A 19625-nucleotide genomic window follows, 5' to 3' on the forward strand; every position below is an offset into this window, starting at 1 on the left:
AATATATTTGCCATCAAGACATAACAGAAGAAAAAATGTTCGATCATTATCATATATATATAAGATATTAGGAGGATAATGATAAATTTTAATGAATGTGTTCAATGCATATTGTGAAGCATAGAATGATGAAATATTTATTTTGTAGGGATTTGTCCTGTCTTGCTGTGAATTTAATGATTAAAGAGAAATAAAATGGGCATATTTGAAATATCACTTGCAAATGGTTTGCATTTGCATCATAATAGATATAGAAAATCTAATTGAGGAGGATTCTCATTTATGTATAAGAAAAGTTTTATTTTAATAGGTATGTTAGCATTACTTGTAATATTAGCTGGCTGTACAGCAAGGCAAGAGGAAAGTCAAAATGGAGATCAAACTGGGCAAGTGAGTTCTGAGATGGAAATGAAGGAGACCGATAAAGCCCTTGTTATAACGACCTTATTCCCGCAATATGACTTTGTACGACAAATTGCAGGGGACAAGGTGGATGTGAAGCTTTTGGTGCCACCAGGTGTTGAAGCCCATGCCTATGAACCCACACCACAAGATATTGTATCAGTTCAGAAAGCTGATTTATTCATCTATACAGGCGAGGCTATGGAACCGTGGGCTCATAAAGTGATTGATACGGTAGGTGAAGCGGGTATTGTTGTGGTAGAAGCCGGTCAAGGTTTATTTGATATTACAAATGAAGTTCATGACCACGACGATCATGAAGAAGATCACGAAGCAGATGACCATGACCATGAAGCAGATGACCATGACCATGAAGCAGATGACCATGACCATGACCACGAAGCAGATGACCATGACCATGACCACGAAGCAGATGACCATGATCACGAAGCTGATGAACATGATCATGGTGGCGTCGACCCCCACGTTTGGCTTGATCCGATAAAAGCCCAGTACATGGTTGAGCACGTCTTAGAAGGACTCATTGAAATTGCACCAGAGCACGAGGAAAGCTTCCGAATGAATGCTAAAATTTACATGGAGACCCTAAACACCCTTCATCATGATTTTGAGATGACATTTGAAAAGACAAAGAGTCATACAATTATGTCGGGCGGTCACTTTGCTTTTGGACATTTCATCAACAGATATGGACTTGAATATGAATCTCCATATGAGGGGTTTGCACCAGATGCTGAACCAACACCTAAGAAGATTGCCAAGTTGATTGAGGCTGTTCGCGCTTCAGAAACAAGAGCTATATTCTATGAAGAACTGGTTGATCCAAAAGTGGCTAGAATTGTTGCCGAAGAAACAGAGGCAGAAATGCTCATGCTTCATGCGGCTCATAATGTTTCAAAAGAAGAACTTGAATCTGGTGTGACTTATATTGAGATTATGAGAAGTAATTTGGAAAACCTAAAAATCGGTCTTAATTATCAAGGAGATGAATAGGATTGGATATATCTAACAGAGAGCTATTAAAACACTTTGGTATTAAATACTCAAAGCAAAGAGATGAAACACTATCAATCCTCCGAGGCTACAGCCGACCGCTGACAGCGGAAAAAATTTATGAAGAGAGTAGAAAAACTGTTGAAAATGTAAGTCTTTCAACAGTTTATAGAATACTCAATGCCTTTGTTGACAAAGGACTTGCTAAAAAGACCAACTTGGATGTTGAAAACCGGGCACTATTTGAACTGGAAAGGCATGACCATAAGCATCATTTGTTGTGTCTTGGCTGTAGTAAAATTGTTCAAATATCCAGTTGTCCACTAAAGGCGTATGAAAAAGAACTACAAGAAAAGATGGGCTACCATATCACCTCACACAAACTTGAAATGTATGGGTACTGCCCAGAATGTCGTAAAGAACTTAGAGAAGAGGAGGCACTGTAAATGAACAACATATTAAGTGTTGAGGCATTAAATGTGTCTTACGGAAAACATCGGGTGCTTGAAAACATATCTTTCACGCTTGATAGGGGAGATTATGTTGGCATAGTTGGGCCTAATGGATCCGGAAAAACCACTTTGGTACAAACCTTGCTGGGTCTACATGAACCAGACTCGGGAGAAATTCATTTTGGAAATGGCATAGAGCTGGCCAGACATAAAATTGGTTACCTCCCTCAAATAGCCATATCCACAGACAGTTTGTTTCCTGCAAAAGTGAATGAGATTGTGGAAATGGGTCTCCTGGTTCAAAAGAAATTTCCTAAAATTCTTAGACACGAAGATAAAAAGAAAGTGGATAACATTCTTGAGGAATTGGGCATCCTCGATTTAAAGGGCAAAAAAATAGGTCAACTTTCTGGAGGACAGCAACAGCGAGTCCTTCTTGCCCGTGCCATGGTTGGGGAACCTGAAATACTCATTCTGGATGAGCCCACGAGTGCGCTTGATCCAAAGATCAGGTCTGATTTTTATGCCATGATTGAGAAGTTAAATCGGAAGAAAAATGTGACCATTATGCTGGTATCTCATGATATGGGATCGGTGGGTCAATACACAAATAAAATGCTTTATCTGGATCGAAAACTTGTTTTCTTTGGTGACTATAAAGATTTTTGTCATTCCCATGACATGACAGATTATTTCGGGTTTGAAACCCAACATAAAATGTGCTGGCAGCATGGGGCACACAGCCATTCACATGAACCTGTGACCATTCAAAAGAGTGGACAGACAAAATTAAAAGCAGTGGGAGGGGATGAACAATGATACTAGAAGCCCTTCAATATGGTTTTATCCAAAAAGCCCTACTGGCAGGCAGTTTAATAGCCCTGTCCTGTGCGTTTTTAGGGGTATTTTTAGTACTTAGAAAATTTTCAATGATTGGGGACGGTCTGGCCCATGTGAGTTTTGCCACTGTGGCCCTGGCTTTGCTCCTTTCCATGTCGCCCCTACTTTTGTCGATTCCCCTTGTTATACTCAGTTCTTTTCTCATTTTAAAGCTCAATGAGAAGGCCAACTTGCATGGGGATGCGGCCATTGGACTTGTGTCATCCTTTTCTGTGGCCATTGGTATTGTTATAGCGTCTATGGCCCAAGGTTTTAATGTGGATTTATTCAGCTACTTATTTGGTAGCATTCTCGTTATAAGCAGTTTAGATGTTTACCTGAGTGTGGCCCTGTCACTTGTTGTGATTGGCGTCATCGTGTTTCATTATCATGATCTCTTTGCCATCACTTATGATGAAAACTATGCGAGGGTCAGCGGTATGAAAGTCGAGTACTTAAATTACTTAATTGCAGTTATGACATCAATCACCATAGTACTGGGAATCCGTGTGGTGGGCACAATGCTGGTTTCAAGTCTGATTGTCTTTCCAGCAGTGACGGCTCTGCAGGTTTCAAAAAGCTTTAGGGGAGCCATGGCCATTGCGGCAACCACATCAATTATTTGTGTTATAGCAGGTGTATTTGCCTCTTACCAACTCAATTTACCGACGGGCGGAACTATTGTTATATTCAATGCCATTTGTTTTGTTATGGCTTTTGGGTATAAGGTTTTGGCCCGGGCTTAAGGTGTGGATGGGATGTGTTAAGTCGTATTTGCGTTTAATTTTTAGAGATCTCCATAAGTTATTAATTTATCAACTATATTGACGGATCGAGAACCTCACAATAATGAGGTTCTTTTTTTATGGAAGAAACGTTTTGTTGATTTAATAACATTCGCATATCGTTCTAAATTCATGAGACTTAATTACTAAAGGCGTGATATTGAATAGGATATTTACTACATAAAAAAATAGTTATTAAATACTAATGTTGTATAAAATTGACACAAGTGGTTCGATGTGATAGTATTCTCCTCGTGCTTAATTCCATTATACATTATAAGGAAAAATAGAAATTATGAGACAATTTACGGAGGAGAATATGCGGAGGATAATATCATTAATTTTGGTGTGGGTCATGTTAATGACATCATCAATACCAATCTATGCAAGTGCATCACAGAATATTGATTTTGAAATGCAAAACATGAGTGGTTTAGAACTGGGAAATGCAGCATCAACGAGTTCTGGTGGTGCAATAATAGTAACAAGTGGTGGCGCGATTGATTCGGATCTAATTATAGATCCTGAACCGATTCAGGAAGAAGCAGAAGTTGTGCCAGTGCTTGCCGAGGCTAAGATGTTCATGGCTTCTGTGGATGTTAGTCCTGTAATAACTGGGAGAGGATCAAAAGATGATCCATTTGTTCTTTACACAGCTGAGCACTTGAAAGCAGTGAAAAATGATTTAAGCGCTTTTTATAAACTTGGAAATGATATTGATCTTTCCAATATCAAAAAATGGGAAAGTCTCAATCCGACAGGATATTTCACTGGTGTCTTTGATGGTGATGGTCACAAAATCAAAAATTTAAACGTTGATCAACCGAATGACAGGTATGTGAGTTTGTTTGGACAACTAAAAAGCGCAACAATTAGAAACTTAACACTAGAAAATTTCAACATAACATCAATAGGTAGAACGGGTTTTCTAGCTTCAAGAGGAAAGAAAGGGTATGATGGCACACCAATGTTGATTGAGAACTGTCATATCACTGGAAATTACAATAGTAAAGAGTCGATAGCTGGTTTTATTGGAACAACATATGATACAGAGTTTATAGGATGTAGTTATAAAGGGAAATTAACCACATCATCTAGAGCTGCAGGTGGACTGTTTACAAGTGGTAAAAATAACATAATTTCAAGATGCTATACGGAAGGATCCATTGAGGGCAACCATATCAATGCGGGAGGATTCTTTAACAGCATGTATGGAGGTGAAATTATAGAGTCGTCGAGTTCTATGAGTATTACCGGTGTTAAGGGAGCCATCGGGGGACTTGCTTCATCATTAAGCGATATGGCTAAAATATCAAATTCATTTTCTATAGGGAATTTAAACTTGTCAGGATCAAAATATGATATAAAAATCGGTGGATTAGTTGCGTTAACGAATATAAAGAACAATAAAAAAGTATCAATTGACAAAAGTTATTTTGCCGGTGAAATCGGATCAACTTCAAATGTAGAATACTATCAAAACGGTGGCCTTGTCGGAGGCACGAAAGGGGCAGATATTAAAAACAGCTATTACGATGTTACTATATCTGGCTATGGTCCTTATGATGCCTATGATAGACCCAAAACCACTGCTGAAATGAAGAGCAAGGAGACATATGAAAATTGGGATTTCGATAATATTTGGACCATTGATGAGGACTATGGATATCCAAGTCTCAAAAATGTTCCTATGGATATGAGTGCGAGTATTCATAAGCCGCTTTTCACAGCAGGGGTAGGATCAGAACAAGATCCTTATATTATTTCAACAGAGGAGCAGTTTTTAAATATCGAGAAAGCTCGAGATGCACATTTCAGATTGGAATCAGACATTACATTTACAGAACCTTTAGAACAAGGATTATTTGAAAATACATCCTTTAGAGGCGTTCTGGATGGAAATAATAAAAAACTGATAAATTTACAAGTTTTAAAAGGGACAAGTTTTAGTGGTCTGTTTATTAAAATCGAAGGTGCTGAGATTAAAGACTTAACGTTAGAAAATGTTCATATAACAGGGGCCAATTATGTGGCATCGCTTGTATCAAAGGTTATTGGGAATACTAACACAAGATCTACAATAAGCAACTGTCATGTAACTGGTGAAGTTATTGCAAAGACAAGTGTTGGAGGTCTTATACATAATGCTGACTATGTTGATATTAGTGACAGTTCATTTGTTGGAACAATTTCTTTGGTTCAAGAAGGTGCAACCACCACTGGTGGTGGATTAATATATTCAGGAAACTCGGTAACCATCACTGATTCATTTTCAAATGGAGAAATGATACTCCATGGAAATAGCAATAGAGCTGGTGGAATTGGATGGAGTCTAGTTGATACACAAATAAACAGAACATATAGTGCGATTACCTTTGATAGTACAAACTGTGAATCAAACATAGATGTATACATAGGTGGTATAGCTGGATCTATGAGTGGCGAATCAAATATACATAATAGCATGTATATAGGTCGTCTAAAGATACCTGAAGTTGTATCAACAATTGAATTTGGTGGTATTTTAAAGACTGGATCAAAAGACAAAAATGTTCATATCGAGAATAGTTACTCATCATTTGTGATAAACGATGTAAGGAGTATCGATGATTCTAACATTGATGGAATATGTAATAGTGGTTCGGTTGTAGTGAAATCAAGCTACACAGACACACTACTTTCTGGCATACGCCCTGAGATTTCACACAACACAGTTCGTTTCACACAAGAAATGGCTAGGAAAGACAATTACACAGATTGGGATTTCGAGAACGTGTGGAGTATTGATGAAGGGAGCTCGTATCCATACTTAAAAACACTCGATAAACCGGAAGAAGTCCTTATTAATGAAGAAATTGCTATAGATGGATTTGGTACAGAAAATGATCCTTTCATCATTGAGACCAAAGAGCAATTAAGATGTCTTGAGCTACATCCTGAATCTTATTTTGTCTTGGCTTCTGATCTAACTTTTGAAGCGGGGGAAAAGTTTGATGGGCTTTGTGAGAAAGTGCCTTTTACTGGTGTCTTTGATGGACAAGACCACATTATTTCAAATATAACAATAAGTCAGCCAACTGAAAATAATATAGGTTTTTTCAATAACTTATCAGGAGGCATTATTAAAAATCTTAATTTACATAATGTAAACATTAAGGGCAGAATGCGAGTTGAAGGTATTGTCGGGTCGGTAAACTCAAAAGAGTCGAGTCTGACTTCAATTTCAAACTGCCACGTTACAGGTATCGTTGAAGCGCAGTATCTTCCAGGAGGTATTGTCGGTGGGGCGTTAACCAATACTGATATAAACAATTCCAGCTATGATGGAAATATAATTGGAACAAAAGCCAGTTATGTTGGTGGTATTGCCGGAGAAATTAGAAAAGGACAGATTGTAAATTCTTATTCAGCAGGTGAAATCTTACTAAGTGAACAAACCGCTGGTGGATTAGTTGGTTATTTAGGTGAGGGTAAGGTTGAAAAGTCCTACAATACAGCCGAGCTAAAAACGGAAACAAGAAACAGGCTGGATGATGTCTTTATAGGTGGTCTAGTAGGACGCTTAGGAACAAGAGGGCAAATTATTAATAGTTTCAACCAAGGTGATATAAGTGTATCAAGCAACTTGGTAAACCCTCAAATAGGTGGATTGGTGGGGATTTCAGTAGGAAGTTCGTCACATACAGCAGTAATGAATTCATATGCAAACTGCAATGTGGAATCAAAGTCAAGCAGTGCAAAAGTGGGCGGTTTAGTTGGTGACACCACAAGCGCCGAGTTAACAAATAGTTATTACAATAACTCTTTGTCGGGATATGGTACGAGTCCTTATTCTGAAATGGGACGATCATCTAACGCTATGAAAGAAACTGCCACATATATAAATTGGAATTTTAATGATGTATGGCAAATTGATGGTGGAGCATTTCCAACACTAAGAAGCATGAAGAAACCAAGTATGGGAAGACTAGATCCTCCTAGCAATATAACGGTTTCTGAGATAATGCCAGATAGTGTGAAGATTTCATGGACGAATATGGATGATGTGAACACATATTCGATTTATATTGGTAATTCTAAATATGCATCAAATCAAAATTTTATTCAGATAAATGATCTGGAACCAGGAAAAAAGTATTCTTATAAAGTTGCTGGTGTCAGAGAAGGATATGACTCAGTGTTTTCTAGTGAAGCGGAGTTCACAACAACGGCCGTGACGGAAGATGGTCCAATTAATTTAAAAGCAGCACAAAAAAATAATAAGATTTATTTGACTTGGAATGCACTAAGTGGTTTTAACGAGTATCAAGTTAAGGTCAATAATCAGATACTAAAGGTTTCCAGTACTGAGTTTGTACATGAAAATCCTGAAGAACAAGAACATGTGTATGAAGTTAGAGGTCTAAAGACAAGCGGATGGACAAGGTGGTCAGATGCACTCAGATATTCATACTTAGCTGAAGAATTGCCAAGTGGCTCGGGAACTATAGAAGACCCTTATATTATAAGCAAGTCTGATGACTTGATATACGTAAATGAGGACCTAGCTGCGCATTATGCACTTGGTGCAAATATCAATCTCAATGGTATTGAATGGACTGCGATCGGAACAAAGGACGCACCCTTTACAGGGTCTTTTGATGGGCGCAATAAAACGATAAGTGGTATGGGGGAAAATAGTACAAAACCCACATCACTATTTGGTTATGTTAAGAAGGGGAGAATTGAAAATCTAATAATAAAAAACAGCCAAACTGAAAAAAGTATGATTGTTCAGAGTCTAACTGATAATTCAACTATTGAGAATTGTATGGCTGATGGGACTAACACCATAAATACTTCATGGGATGCAGGTGGTTTGGTTGACCAAATGATCAACTCTGATATGGTGTCTTGTTCTTCCGGAGTGCATATAATCTCCACTAATATAAATGGTGACATTGGTGGATTGGTCAGTAATGCAAAAAACAGTCATTTGAAGAAATCATGGTCAACTGCTGAAATAGCAGGACCAGGTAATATTGGTGGATTGATTGGCTATGCTGACAATGCCAGAATAGATGAAGTCTACTTCGATGGATGGATTAATGGAAGTGGTATTTTGAGTGGTCTTATTGGAAAATATTCAGCCACAAACTATATTAATGATTTTGCGGTTTATGGATCAATTTCTAAGGATGCATCCTCTGATACACAAACAGCCCAATATGCTATCGGTAGGACAAGCGACTATAATGATCCCAATTTAGTTCTTAAAAGAGGCGCGGTTTCTGTAAACTTTGAAGAGGGTCTAAATCCAATCATTGTGACAGCTGACCACTCAAGTCAAAATGTTTATATGGATGCAGAGAGAATGGAGAATTACAAAATTTATAGTGGCAATGAAATGATACCATTTGCTGTTAATGCGTTTAGTAATCCAGAAAGAATTTCTGGTTTAGGGGAAAAGTGGACAGTTAGTGATAATAGCATGCCGTATATAAGCCAGTTAGAAAAACCAGAATCAGCAGACTTAAGTGATTATGTATCGATGTATGGTGGTTCAGGAACTTCTAATGACCCATATATCATTGATAACGTTAAAGGGTTTATGAACATTGGTACCGACCCTGAAGCCTATTTTAAACTTGTTAGTGATATAGATTTTGGCAACCAAGTGATTTCGCCAATTGTTGTGAAATCAACTATAAGTGGCACGGTCGAATCAAGACTAGCAATGAATCTTGATGGCAATAACCATGTCATAAAGAATATAAAAGTCGAAAGTGATAGATCTAATACAGGACTTTTCAGTAACTTAGAAGGGGCCGTGATTAAAAATCTTGAAATTGAGAATCTCAAGGTGCGTGGACAAGTCAATACAGGCGGTGTAGCAGGTTTTACAAAAGATACTACATTAGAGAATATAAAAATTAAAGGCAAGTCTGAAGTTGTTGGAGTTCAAAGAGTTGGTGGCGTTGTAGGCTATGGAGATGCAAGTCTGAAAAACATTAGTGTTTCTGGGACAATCAAAGGCAATAACTGCGTTGGCGGTCTAGTGGGTCGTGGACATGGTGTATTTAAGAATATTGAAGTGGATACATCAGTTATAGGACAAGGAAGTGAAAGTGGTGGCTTTGCTGGTAAAATCCGAGATTCAGTTATTGAAGATGTTCAAGTGACTGGCTCGGTTACAGGATATGCCACAGTCGGTGGTTTTACAGGATTTGCTGATAAGGGATTAGATATCAAGAATATAGGCGTGTATTCAAGTGTTTCTATCAATGCACCAGAAGGTTATGAAGCGCTTACATCTACTTCAAACTATTCTGGACCGATTATCATAACGACACAGTCTAAAAACTCATATTTGGCTTCTCCAATTTGGGCGATTAAAGTTGATGGTATTAAATGTGATTCAGCAGTTGTTGTTGCAGATATTACAGGATCTAACTACGTCTTATCCGGTTTAACACTAGAAAGTGGAAACATCTATTTTGATGTAGAACGTCTTGGCTATGAACCGAGATATAGAGATAACTTAAGCCAAATGTTTGTAACCACTGAAATGCAGAACAATGACATATTTTCCGGTTTAGACACATCTAAATGGGCTCTTGGAAACGAATCGGAGTATCCATATTTAAAGGCTTTTAATAAACCTCAAATGGTTGATTATGGAGAACATGAATCCTTTAATTCGGGCGATGGTTCAGAAGCGTCGCCATATACCATTGCAAGTGTAGAAGAGTTTAATAATATTCGATACAAACCAGATAAGAACTTTGAAATCATGGCAGATCTGGATTTAGAAGGTATTTCTTGGGATCCGATTTGTCATTCTGGTATTGATTTCACAGGGAAACTAGATGGTAAGGGTCATGTCATAAGCAATTTAAAAATTAATAGTCCAAGGGAAAATACATTAAACTACGGCTTGTTTGCTTCATTAGACAATGCCGAAGTGACAAACTTATCCCTGAAAAATGCCAATATCATGTTTGAGGATTCCTTGAATATAAAAAATGTCGGTACACTTTCAGGAAGTGCAAAAGACTCGTTTATAAAAGGAATAAAGATTTATGGTCAATCAAGTGTGAAGGGGAAAAATCGAGTTGGCGGATTAATCGGAAACACTTATGGTGACAATATGCTGATTAGTGACACGCATTTATTATGTGATGTAGAAGGTATGACCCATGTCGGTGGACTTGTCGGCTTAATGACACGCGGTAGCATAACAAAAACTTCGTATAATGGCACCGTTAATGGCGGAGAGTATACAGGCGGATTCGTAGGCTATTCAGATATGAATTGTGCATTCTCAGACATGCAGACATTTGGAAATATTGTAAGTGATAGTACATCGGGAACCTTATTCGGTAGAATGGGTCACACTTTAAATGGAGATGCTTCGACACTAAATAGAATTATAGATACTTCAAGTGGAAGAAGTGAATCGGTTTCAATTATTGCACCTAATGTTGTTGCAAAGAATGTTAGTGATGTATACGCTCTTAAGTTGTCAGAGTCGGATGACTCAAAATATAGTAAAAACTATGAAGCATTATCAGAGCCAACTCTGTACAGTTCTTGGAATATGACTGAGATATGGTCAAAAGAAACAAGCAAAATACCTATGCTCAAGAATGGATTACATCCTATTTGGCCGCCTAGTGACTTAAAGATAATCGCTTTTCTAGATGATCATTTAAAGTTATCGTGGAGCCCTGTTGAAAACACATCAAAATATGAGGTGAGAATAAAGGGCATTGATGAAACTATGTATGTAACAGAGACAGAGGCTGAGGTTATATCTCCTGAAATAGGTGGCACATTAATATACGAGGTAAGAGCCTATACAGAAGAGGGGATTTCAAATTGGTCTAAAGAAATCAGTTATACAAGAGCTGCCGGTGTCCCTGTGAACATAAATATTGCTAAAGCTCAAAAAAATGCACTTGTTACATGGGATGCGGTTGAAAGTTGTGATTTCTATATTGTAGAAATCAACGGTGTTAGAAAGGGCATAACGTACACCCCTTCCTACACGATTTCAGACATCCAAAAAGATTCGCCATATATCGTTAGAGTAAAGACTCAGAAAAATGGCGTAGAAAGTTACTGGAGTCGACCAAAGTCCTGGATAGAGTTTAGTGAGTCCTTTAGCGGTCTTTGGCTAAAGCTAAATGACATGTACTATGACACAAATGGAACAGCATCTTATTGTATTGACGTCATAGGACATAATTTAAAGGATATGTATTCGAACTTCTATTCTATAGATTACTCGGAAGTGGATTATGGGATTAAGGAAGACTCTGTTATAAACCATACAAGTCAAGTTTTTGAGTATAGTGAAATGGAAGTAGACGATGAAAATGGTTTTGTTCAACTACTGGCCTCTCAATTGAGAGACTCTGCTGAAAACAGTGGAGACTATAAATTGCTTACAATGGAGTTTGAGGCTAAAACCAAGGAAGCGGCAGAATTAATACTAAAAGCTATCCAGCATTCGAACAAAGAGCTTGAGTTAGATGAAGACCTAACAAACATAACTACAATTTTGAGACCCTTATCACAAGAATAATTATTGTCTAGGAGGGCTTTTGCCCTCCTAGACTTAATAGGAGAGAATATCATGCTTAAGAAGCATAAAATTATAGAAATGAAAGTATTGTTGTCATTATTTTTAATGATGGTTGTAATAAATCCAGTCAGTTTTGCTGAAATTCCAGGAGAATATGAAGGCGTCACTGAAACTGGAACACATATTGAAAAACGAGTACGCCCTGCAGGAGAGGATCCTGATTTTCCGGAATCGTTTGTAGAGGACCATGATAACTTTGTAAAGGAGTTTAGAAAATCGCCAAGTGACCCTACAAAAACTTTTGGACAAGATTATGAGCCACCAAAATCAAAAGATATTGAAAAGACATACACTGTACTTGGGGAATACAAAAGTACAAAGACGTATGAAGATGAGGATGGCTATAAAGGTATTTTGAAAATGACAGGTGAACCCAAGTTGATTGGGACAGGCTCTTTACAGTCACTTGCTAAATGTGAAGTAAAAATAAATCATGTTTATGAAGAAGATACAGACAAGGTGAATATATCTAGATGTAGTGTAACGCTTGTTGAACTATCAAAAGATGGTCAAAACATATCAGTAAGTAAGAGAATTATTCATGATGAAACCCTAATAGGTCAAAAAACCACAGTGCCACAGAGTATCAGAATAAATTCAAATGGAAGTTCAAGGGATTATTCAATTGAGACATACCAAATAGACCATTCAAAGCCCAATGGTAGAAGTGGAAATGTAGAGACTAAAAACTTTTTGGCTTCGTACTCGTCAAATGATACAGGTGAAGGAAACGTAAATAAGTATGAGGTTGTATATGAGGGAACTGTAGAGAAACCTGCTACTGGAACCATTATTTGGTTTCAAAATTATGAAACAAAGTTCATCGAAAGTGAAGGTATTGATGCTTCACAAGGAAATGGTAAAAACAATATCCATAAAGGTGATCCAGTCAATATAGTGACAGGCTATACATATTTGACGGAAACGGACTTCAGCATACCCGAGATTGGTAGAAAGCTAGAAATAGAAAGAAATTATAATTCATCTAATAAAGCCATAGGACTATTTGGCCGTGGTTGGACAACTATTTTTGATGCAAAACTTGAAGTGATAAATGAAAACCAAATTAAAGTGGCCTATCCATCAGGAATGACAGTGATATTTAATAAGGATGAAGCTGGTATTTTCAGAGCACCACTTTACACCAATGACACCCTTGAAAAAAATATTGATACATATACAGTAAATAAAAATGGTGGTTCAAGCGTAACCTATAGCAAGACAGGTAGACTGATTGGTATGTCAGACCGAAATGGGAATAAAACAATTTTATCCTATGAAGGCAATAACCGAATCGTTACGGGACCAAGCGGGCAACGTATCACACTAAGCGTGAGTAAGGGGAAGGTTGTGAAAGCGACTGACCAAGAATCCCGTGAATGGCTCTATGAGTACGATAATGACAATTTGATTTCAGTAACAAATCCTAATAATCAAACCGCACGATTTGAGTATGGCACACATGGTATGGAAAGGCAGTATGACTTTAGTGGATATCTGTACACAGAAAATAAGTTTGATGAAGCTGGACGAGTGATCTGGCAAAAGGGAACACATGAAAACATCTTTGAGTTTGAGTATGATCTGTTCTCTCAAACAAGTAAGTTAATTGATCATGAGAAAGGAACCAGTGAAACGTACCATTATAATAAGTTCCTTCAAATCGAAAAGCATGAGTTTGCAGATGGAACATATGAAACATATGAATACGATAAAAATGGAAATAAGACAAAAATTATACGTAAAGATGGGTCAGTAATTAATCGTACATTTGATGAAGATGGAAACCTTGTTAGTGAAACTAAACCAGATGGTGTCACACATAGCTATACTTATAACTCTCTTAATCAAATAACCTCACATAAAGTGAATGATGTCCTAGTCAGTGAACGTGAGTATTCAAGCAATGGTAACTTACTGATTGAACGACAATATTTAGATACAGATAAGTCTATTCAAACCAAATACGAGTATGACGGTAAAGGTCGTTTGATAAAAAGCATCGATCCAGAGGGTCAAACAACAACATTCGCCTATCTTTCAGGACCGAATCCTGTTACGGTGACAGATCATGAAAAAAACATGACTGAGCTTGAATACGACAATTTAAATAGACTATCCATTAGAAAAACAATAGATGGTACAACAACATTTGAATATGATGACATGAACAATGTAGTTAAAATTACGGATCCCTCCGGAGATGTAACACGACAGCTTTATAATGAGCAAAATAAAATCAAGAAAAAAATTCTTCCTGAACAATATAATTCGAAAAATGATGATGGTCCTGGATACACCTTTGAATATGATGGAGCCGATCGCCTTGTTAAAACTGTGGATCCAGCTGGAAATGTAAATAAGGTAGTATTAGACAGTTCAGGACTATTATTAAAAGAGGTTCATCCGAATTTCTATAATGAAGAAAGCAATGATGGCTTAGGGATGGTCTATGAATATGATCAGAACAACAGATTAGTTAGAATCATACGACCGGATGGTAAAATTTCAAGAGTGAAATATGATTTAAATGGAAATGTTATCAAGTCAATTGGTTTTGAAAACTATAATCCCACCACTGATGATGGGCCTGGCATGGTATATGAATACGATAGTCATGATAGACTTTTAAAAATAACAGATGCCAAAGGCGATGTGATTCAGAAAAACGTTTACGATGCAATGGGATACTTGGTTAAGCAAATTGATGCGACCGGATACAAAACAGCAAGCAATGATATGGATAGAGTTGGAACAGTATTTACAAGAAATTTAGCAGGTTGGGCGACTGAAGTACGAACACCTATCAGCGGAAGCAAGAGTAATCCGAAGTATCAGGTTAAGCAGATTGAGTACTATAAAACGGGTCTTAAGAAGATAGAAAGAACAGGTAGAGAAGAAGTTGCAATAGATGGGACACCTAATTCCTGGTTAGAAATTACATACACCTACAACAGTCTAGGCAGAGTTTTAACAGTATCTGATAACACAGGCGCGCAAACATTATTCGACTACGATGCCCTTGGGAGACTGACTCATAAAACTGAAAAAATTAGTGACAATGAGACTAGAGTGTCTGGATACACTTATAATTCAAAGGGACTTCTAGAAACAGAATGGGTAGAAATCGAAGCAAAATATCTAAAAGGCGTTGAATCAAGCAAGAAATCAACGAAAACATATGGTTATAATGGCAATGGTCAACTAACAAGCATTACGAGCCCAGAAGGCGAACGTGTTGATTTTGTTTATGACAGTGCTGGCAGAGTTATAGAAGAACGAAGGAACTTCACGAAAGCACAAGTAGACGTTCTGAGTTCAAGTGTATGGTTAAAAACGCCACGTGAACTAATTTTGCCGGGAACAGAAGCGGAGTTTTCACTAAATATTGAACCGAACCGCAAAATGAAGTCAGCAGAAGTGGTACTAAATTTTGATTCAAAATTACTTAATTATATTGATGCATCGAATGTATTAAGTTCTGCATCTATTGAAAAGTTAAGTGACGATAAGATTAAAGTAAAACTATCAAAAAAAGAATCAATAAACGAAATTGCGAAGTTGCGATTTGTCACAAACGAAATGTCAGTTGGGACAGGCTTTGTTACGGTAGATGACAGTTCCTATTGGACTGATGGTGATGGTACAAAACACGCTTTCACTGATTTGATGGGAGATGTATACAATCAAAATGGTCCAGACATGAATATGGATGGACTGGTTCAAGTTAATGATTTTGCTATGGTTGCTCAAAAGTTAGATGTCAAATCGGGCGATAAGGGGTATAATGCATTTTTAGATCTTAATAGCAGCAAGGTCATTGACAAAGAAGATCTTGACCAAATTAAAGACTGGTTGTTTAAAACAACGAAAAATCCTCTAGAAAACATACCAAATGCTAATATTCAAGAAAGAACTTCACAACCAGTTTACGAGGTATCAAAAAGTCGTGTTGAACAAGTAATAAAGTATGAATACGACAAAGCGGGCAACAGAACAAAGGTAACCGATGGTGAAGGCACAGCAACAACATATGAGTATGATGTATATGACAACCTTATAAAAGAAGTTGATGCTAACGGAGGTACAAGCAGATACTTCTACAACGCTGACAACCAAGTTATAAAGAGTGTAAACCCATCTGAATATGACAGTTCAGAGGACGATGGTGCAGGAACAACATATGCATATGACAACAATAGTAGACTGGTTACTGTTACAAATGTACTTGGTCATAAAATTGTTACGAATGAATACTCACCAAGAGGCGAAAAAGTCTCAGTAATAGATGGAGATGGTAATAAAACAGAACTGGAATATGACTTTGGTGGAAGACTGGTAAGCTTGACTGATCCAGAAGCGAAGAAGCAAAATAAAACGACCAAAACATACACATACTATCCATCAGGTTCTGTAAAAACAGTGACAGACTCTAAGGGTAACACAACAAGATACATTAGAGATGCATGGGACAGAGCCACGGAAATTCAGTATCCTATTGGAACAGAAAAATATGAGTACGATTATGCAGGAAGAACAACAAAGTCAGTTGATGCAAAGGGCAACGCAACAACGTACGCTTACACACCTTGGGACAGCCTATATACTGTCACAGATGCAGACTCTAACATAATAAAGTATGAGTACAACCTAAATGGTCAACTGGTTTTAGAAACCACTCAAAAAGGTGAAGCTATTGTCTACGAGTGGTATGAAAATGGAACACTAAGATCACGCACAAACAATGCTACAAACGACTATGAAAAGTTCTATTATGACCTAAGAGGAAATGTCATAGCGGGTGTAAACAACTTTGGTATAGACACATACTCTTACAATGGTCTAGGTCTATTAAGTGCTAAGAACTACAACGGAAAAGAAGTGCTTAAGTACACTTACAACAAGAACAATAGTCTAGAAACTGTTACAGACAAGTGGGGCAAAGTTACAGGCTATGACTATGATAAAGCTGGAAATATGACAGCAGTTTCAAATGGCTCTAGTCAGCTTGCTTCATATGGTTACACAAATGGTGGAAGACTAGAAACAATTAACTACAACAATGCTGTAACAACAAACTTAAGCTACAATACAAATGGTCAGCTAAAGACAGTCGCAACACAAAAAGGCTCAGATGTGTTAAGAACATTTGCTTACTCTTATGACCTAAATGGCAACATAACAAATGAGACAAGAGACTCTATTTCATACAGTTTCGATTATGATACAATGAATAGGCTTACAAATGTTCAAGCTTCTGACAATTTGGCTGAAACCTATGAATATGACCTAGCTGGCAACAGAACGAAGCTAACTCGTAATGGTCAGGTTACAAGCTACAACTACAATAATCAGAACCAACTTAAGAGCATGACAGCTAACGGTGTTCTAACAGAATACGCTTACGACTCAAATGGTGACATTAAAACAGAAAGTGTTAATGGAAACCAAACAACATATGCATTTGATGGCTTTAGAAGACTATCAAGCGTTAACATGTCAAACGGAAGCGTACAGCAGAATTACTACAACACAGAAAACCTAAGAACAGGTCTAGTAGAAAACGGCAAGTTCAGAGGTATGCTATACAGCGGTAGCAGAGTTCTAGCAGAATATGACGGACAAGACGCACTGCTAAACAGATACCACACTGGTAAAGGTATTGTGGCTAGTGAGAACGCAAACGGACTGCATTACTTCCACCAGAATGGTCATGGTGATGTGTCTACTATTACAAATACAGCTGGTCAAGCCGTTGAGAAATACAGTTATAGTGCATTTGGTGAACTGACTAGTTTGGGCCATAACTTAGACAATAGATTCCTATACTCAGGAGAGCAACTCGACCCACTAACAGGAGATTATTACTTAAGAGCAAGAATGTACAGACCAAGCATAGGTAGATTCCTAGCTGAAGATGTATACCGTGGTGATGGTATGAACCTATATGCGTATGTGTCTAATAATCCTTTGATTTATGTTGATCCTAGTGGGTGGGGTAAGGAGAATGTAGAAAAGTCATTTGAAGACTATGTAATTGATGCTTTCCAGAAATCTAGTGACTATATATCAGGATTCACTACAGGTGGGTATGATGCGATGTCGCTTGGGGCTTATGGTAAAATTCAGGAATTTCTTCAAGGTGAAAATCAAATTATATTCAATCAAGAGGATTACGAAGCTGCTTATAATTCTGGCAACGTTACAGTTGGGACGATTGAGATAGTCATAATGGGAATTGACTTAAGTAAAGTCGTAAAAGAGTTTGGTGAAAAAAGTGCTAAATCTGTTATTGCTATAGTTGATGATGCATTTAAGGGGACGGGTGAACTTGTTCTCAAAGGAACTAAGTATTCACCAGAATATGCCCAAAAGCTAAAAAATATGCATAAAGTATTTAAAGGTAACGGATATGACATTGGCGAACATGGCTTGAATAGGATATTCGGGCGAATTAATCAGGGGAAAATTAAATCTGTTGACCAAGTTTTTGATGTTCTTGAAAATGGAGCAAAGTATAGTGACTCTGTAAATGGTGGTACTGTTTTATTTAAGGATGGAGTTTCTATTCACATTGCAGAGGATGGGTTTATTAAATCAGTAATTGGAAAGGCAAAAGTAAAAGATACTTGGGAGTTGTTAAAATGATATATGAAAAACTAATTGAGTTATCGAACCATTATTCCGCTCAGGAAAGGAGCAATGAAGAAATCGAAGCATTCTGTAATCAGTTTGATGTTATATACTCAAATTTTTCAGATGAACTTGAGAAAGAATGTAGTAAGGAAGTGTTTTCACTGCTGGATGAAATCTTTATGCTCTGTGATTCATTTGAACCTAATAAAGATATATTGGCGGAAGAACCTTATTGTATTGATGAAAAAGAATTGCAGAGAAATCTAAAAGTAATATTAAGTAAAATTGAGAAACTATAATAAGAGCGAACCTATGCAAATGACGGTAGATTTAATAGTCTATCGTCACCTTTTTATGGGCGGGCTACCCAGTGCCTAGCGAAACCAATACCACAATTACTATATAGGGTACCCCCACCGGCTCTGTGAGGAATTTTTCTGAATTATCTTGTACTCAAAATACTATTGCTGATTAAAGGTACTATAAGCCACAAAAAATAAATATAGGAAACCATTGATATTCCCAGTTGCCACCGTGTATCTGGGATTTTTCTTTACCTATTATTACCTAATCTGTTCTATGTTTTAAACAGGCGGGGGCAGAACCACGATGAACACAGATGATAAAACCACTATTAGTAACAAAGCCACTTATCATAATGCCTTCTCCTCTAGTAACCCCTCCGTTTTATCCAACCATGTTTACACAAGAATCCTCAGTTACCCTCGTGAAACTAAAAAACTTCTTAGTCTCTTTATATTTCAACCTATTAAAAAATACTTTGTTTCAATAGGTAAAGCTTAAAGGATTCAAAAATAAATGAAATTT

7 protein-coding genes are annotated in these 19625 nt (G+C 37.3%); all 7 read left to right on the top strand.

All coding sequences use genetic code 11. The features are described 5' to 3' along the window. Positions 1–282 precede the first annotated feature (282 nt). Entirely contained in the window at positions 283–1416 is a 1134-nt protein-coding gene (locus ACQ4KW_RS06545) for a metal ABC transporter solute-binding protein, Zn/Mn family (RefSeq protein ID WP_430885733.1), read from the top strand. 2 nt (positions 1417–1418) lie between these two features. Further along, complete coding sequence (locus ACQ4KW_RS06550; protein WP_430885734.1) at positions 1419–1862, top strand: Fur family transcriptional regulator; 444 nt, start codon at positions 1419–1421, stop codon at positions 1860–1862. After that, positions 1863–2687, top strand: coding sequence for a metal ABC transporter ATP-binding protein (locus tag ACQ4KW_RS06555; protein ID WP_430885735.1), 825 nt, complete (start codon positions 1863–1865; stop codon positions 2685–2687). Beyond that, positions 2684–3493, top strand: coding sequence for a metal ABC transporter permease (locus tag ACQ4KW_RS06560; RefSeq protein ID WP_430885736.1), 810 nt, complete (start codon positions 2684–2686; stop codon positions 3491–3493). Before ACQ4KW_RS06555 ends, ACQ4KW_RS06560 begins: the two co-directional genes overlap by 4 nt. A 400-nt stretch (positions 3494–3893) precedes the next feature. Continuing rightward, entirely contained in the window at positions 3894–12101 is an 8208-nt protein-coding gene (locus tag ACQ4KW_RS06565; RefSeq protein ID WP_430885737.1) for a fibronectin type III domain-containing protein, read from the top strand. A 51-nt stretch (positions 12102–12152) separates the two neighbouring features. Next, complete coding sequence (locus ACQ4KW_RS06570; protein ID WP_430885738.1) at positions 12153–18809, top strand: RHS repeat-associated core domain-containing protein; 6657 nt, start codon at positions 12153–12155, stop codon at positions 18807–18809. Continuing rightward, entirely contained in the window at positions 18806–19096 is a 291-nt protein-coding gene (locus tag ACQ4KW_RS06575) for a hypothetical protein (protein WP_430885739.1), read from the top strand. The genes ACQ4KW_RS06570 and ACQ4KW_RS06575 overlap by 4 nt, the downstream gene beginning before the upstream one ends. The last annotated feature ends 529 nt before the right edge of the window (positions 19097–19625 follow it).

The sequence above is a fragment of the Tianxiuia mixotrophica genome, assembly GCF_050596425.1.
Classification (GTDB): domain Bacteria; phylum Bacillota; class Clostridia; order Peptostreptococcales; family Acidaminobacteraceae.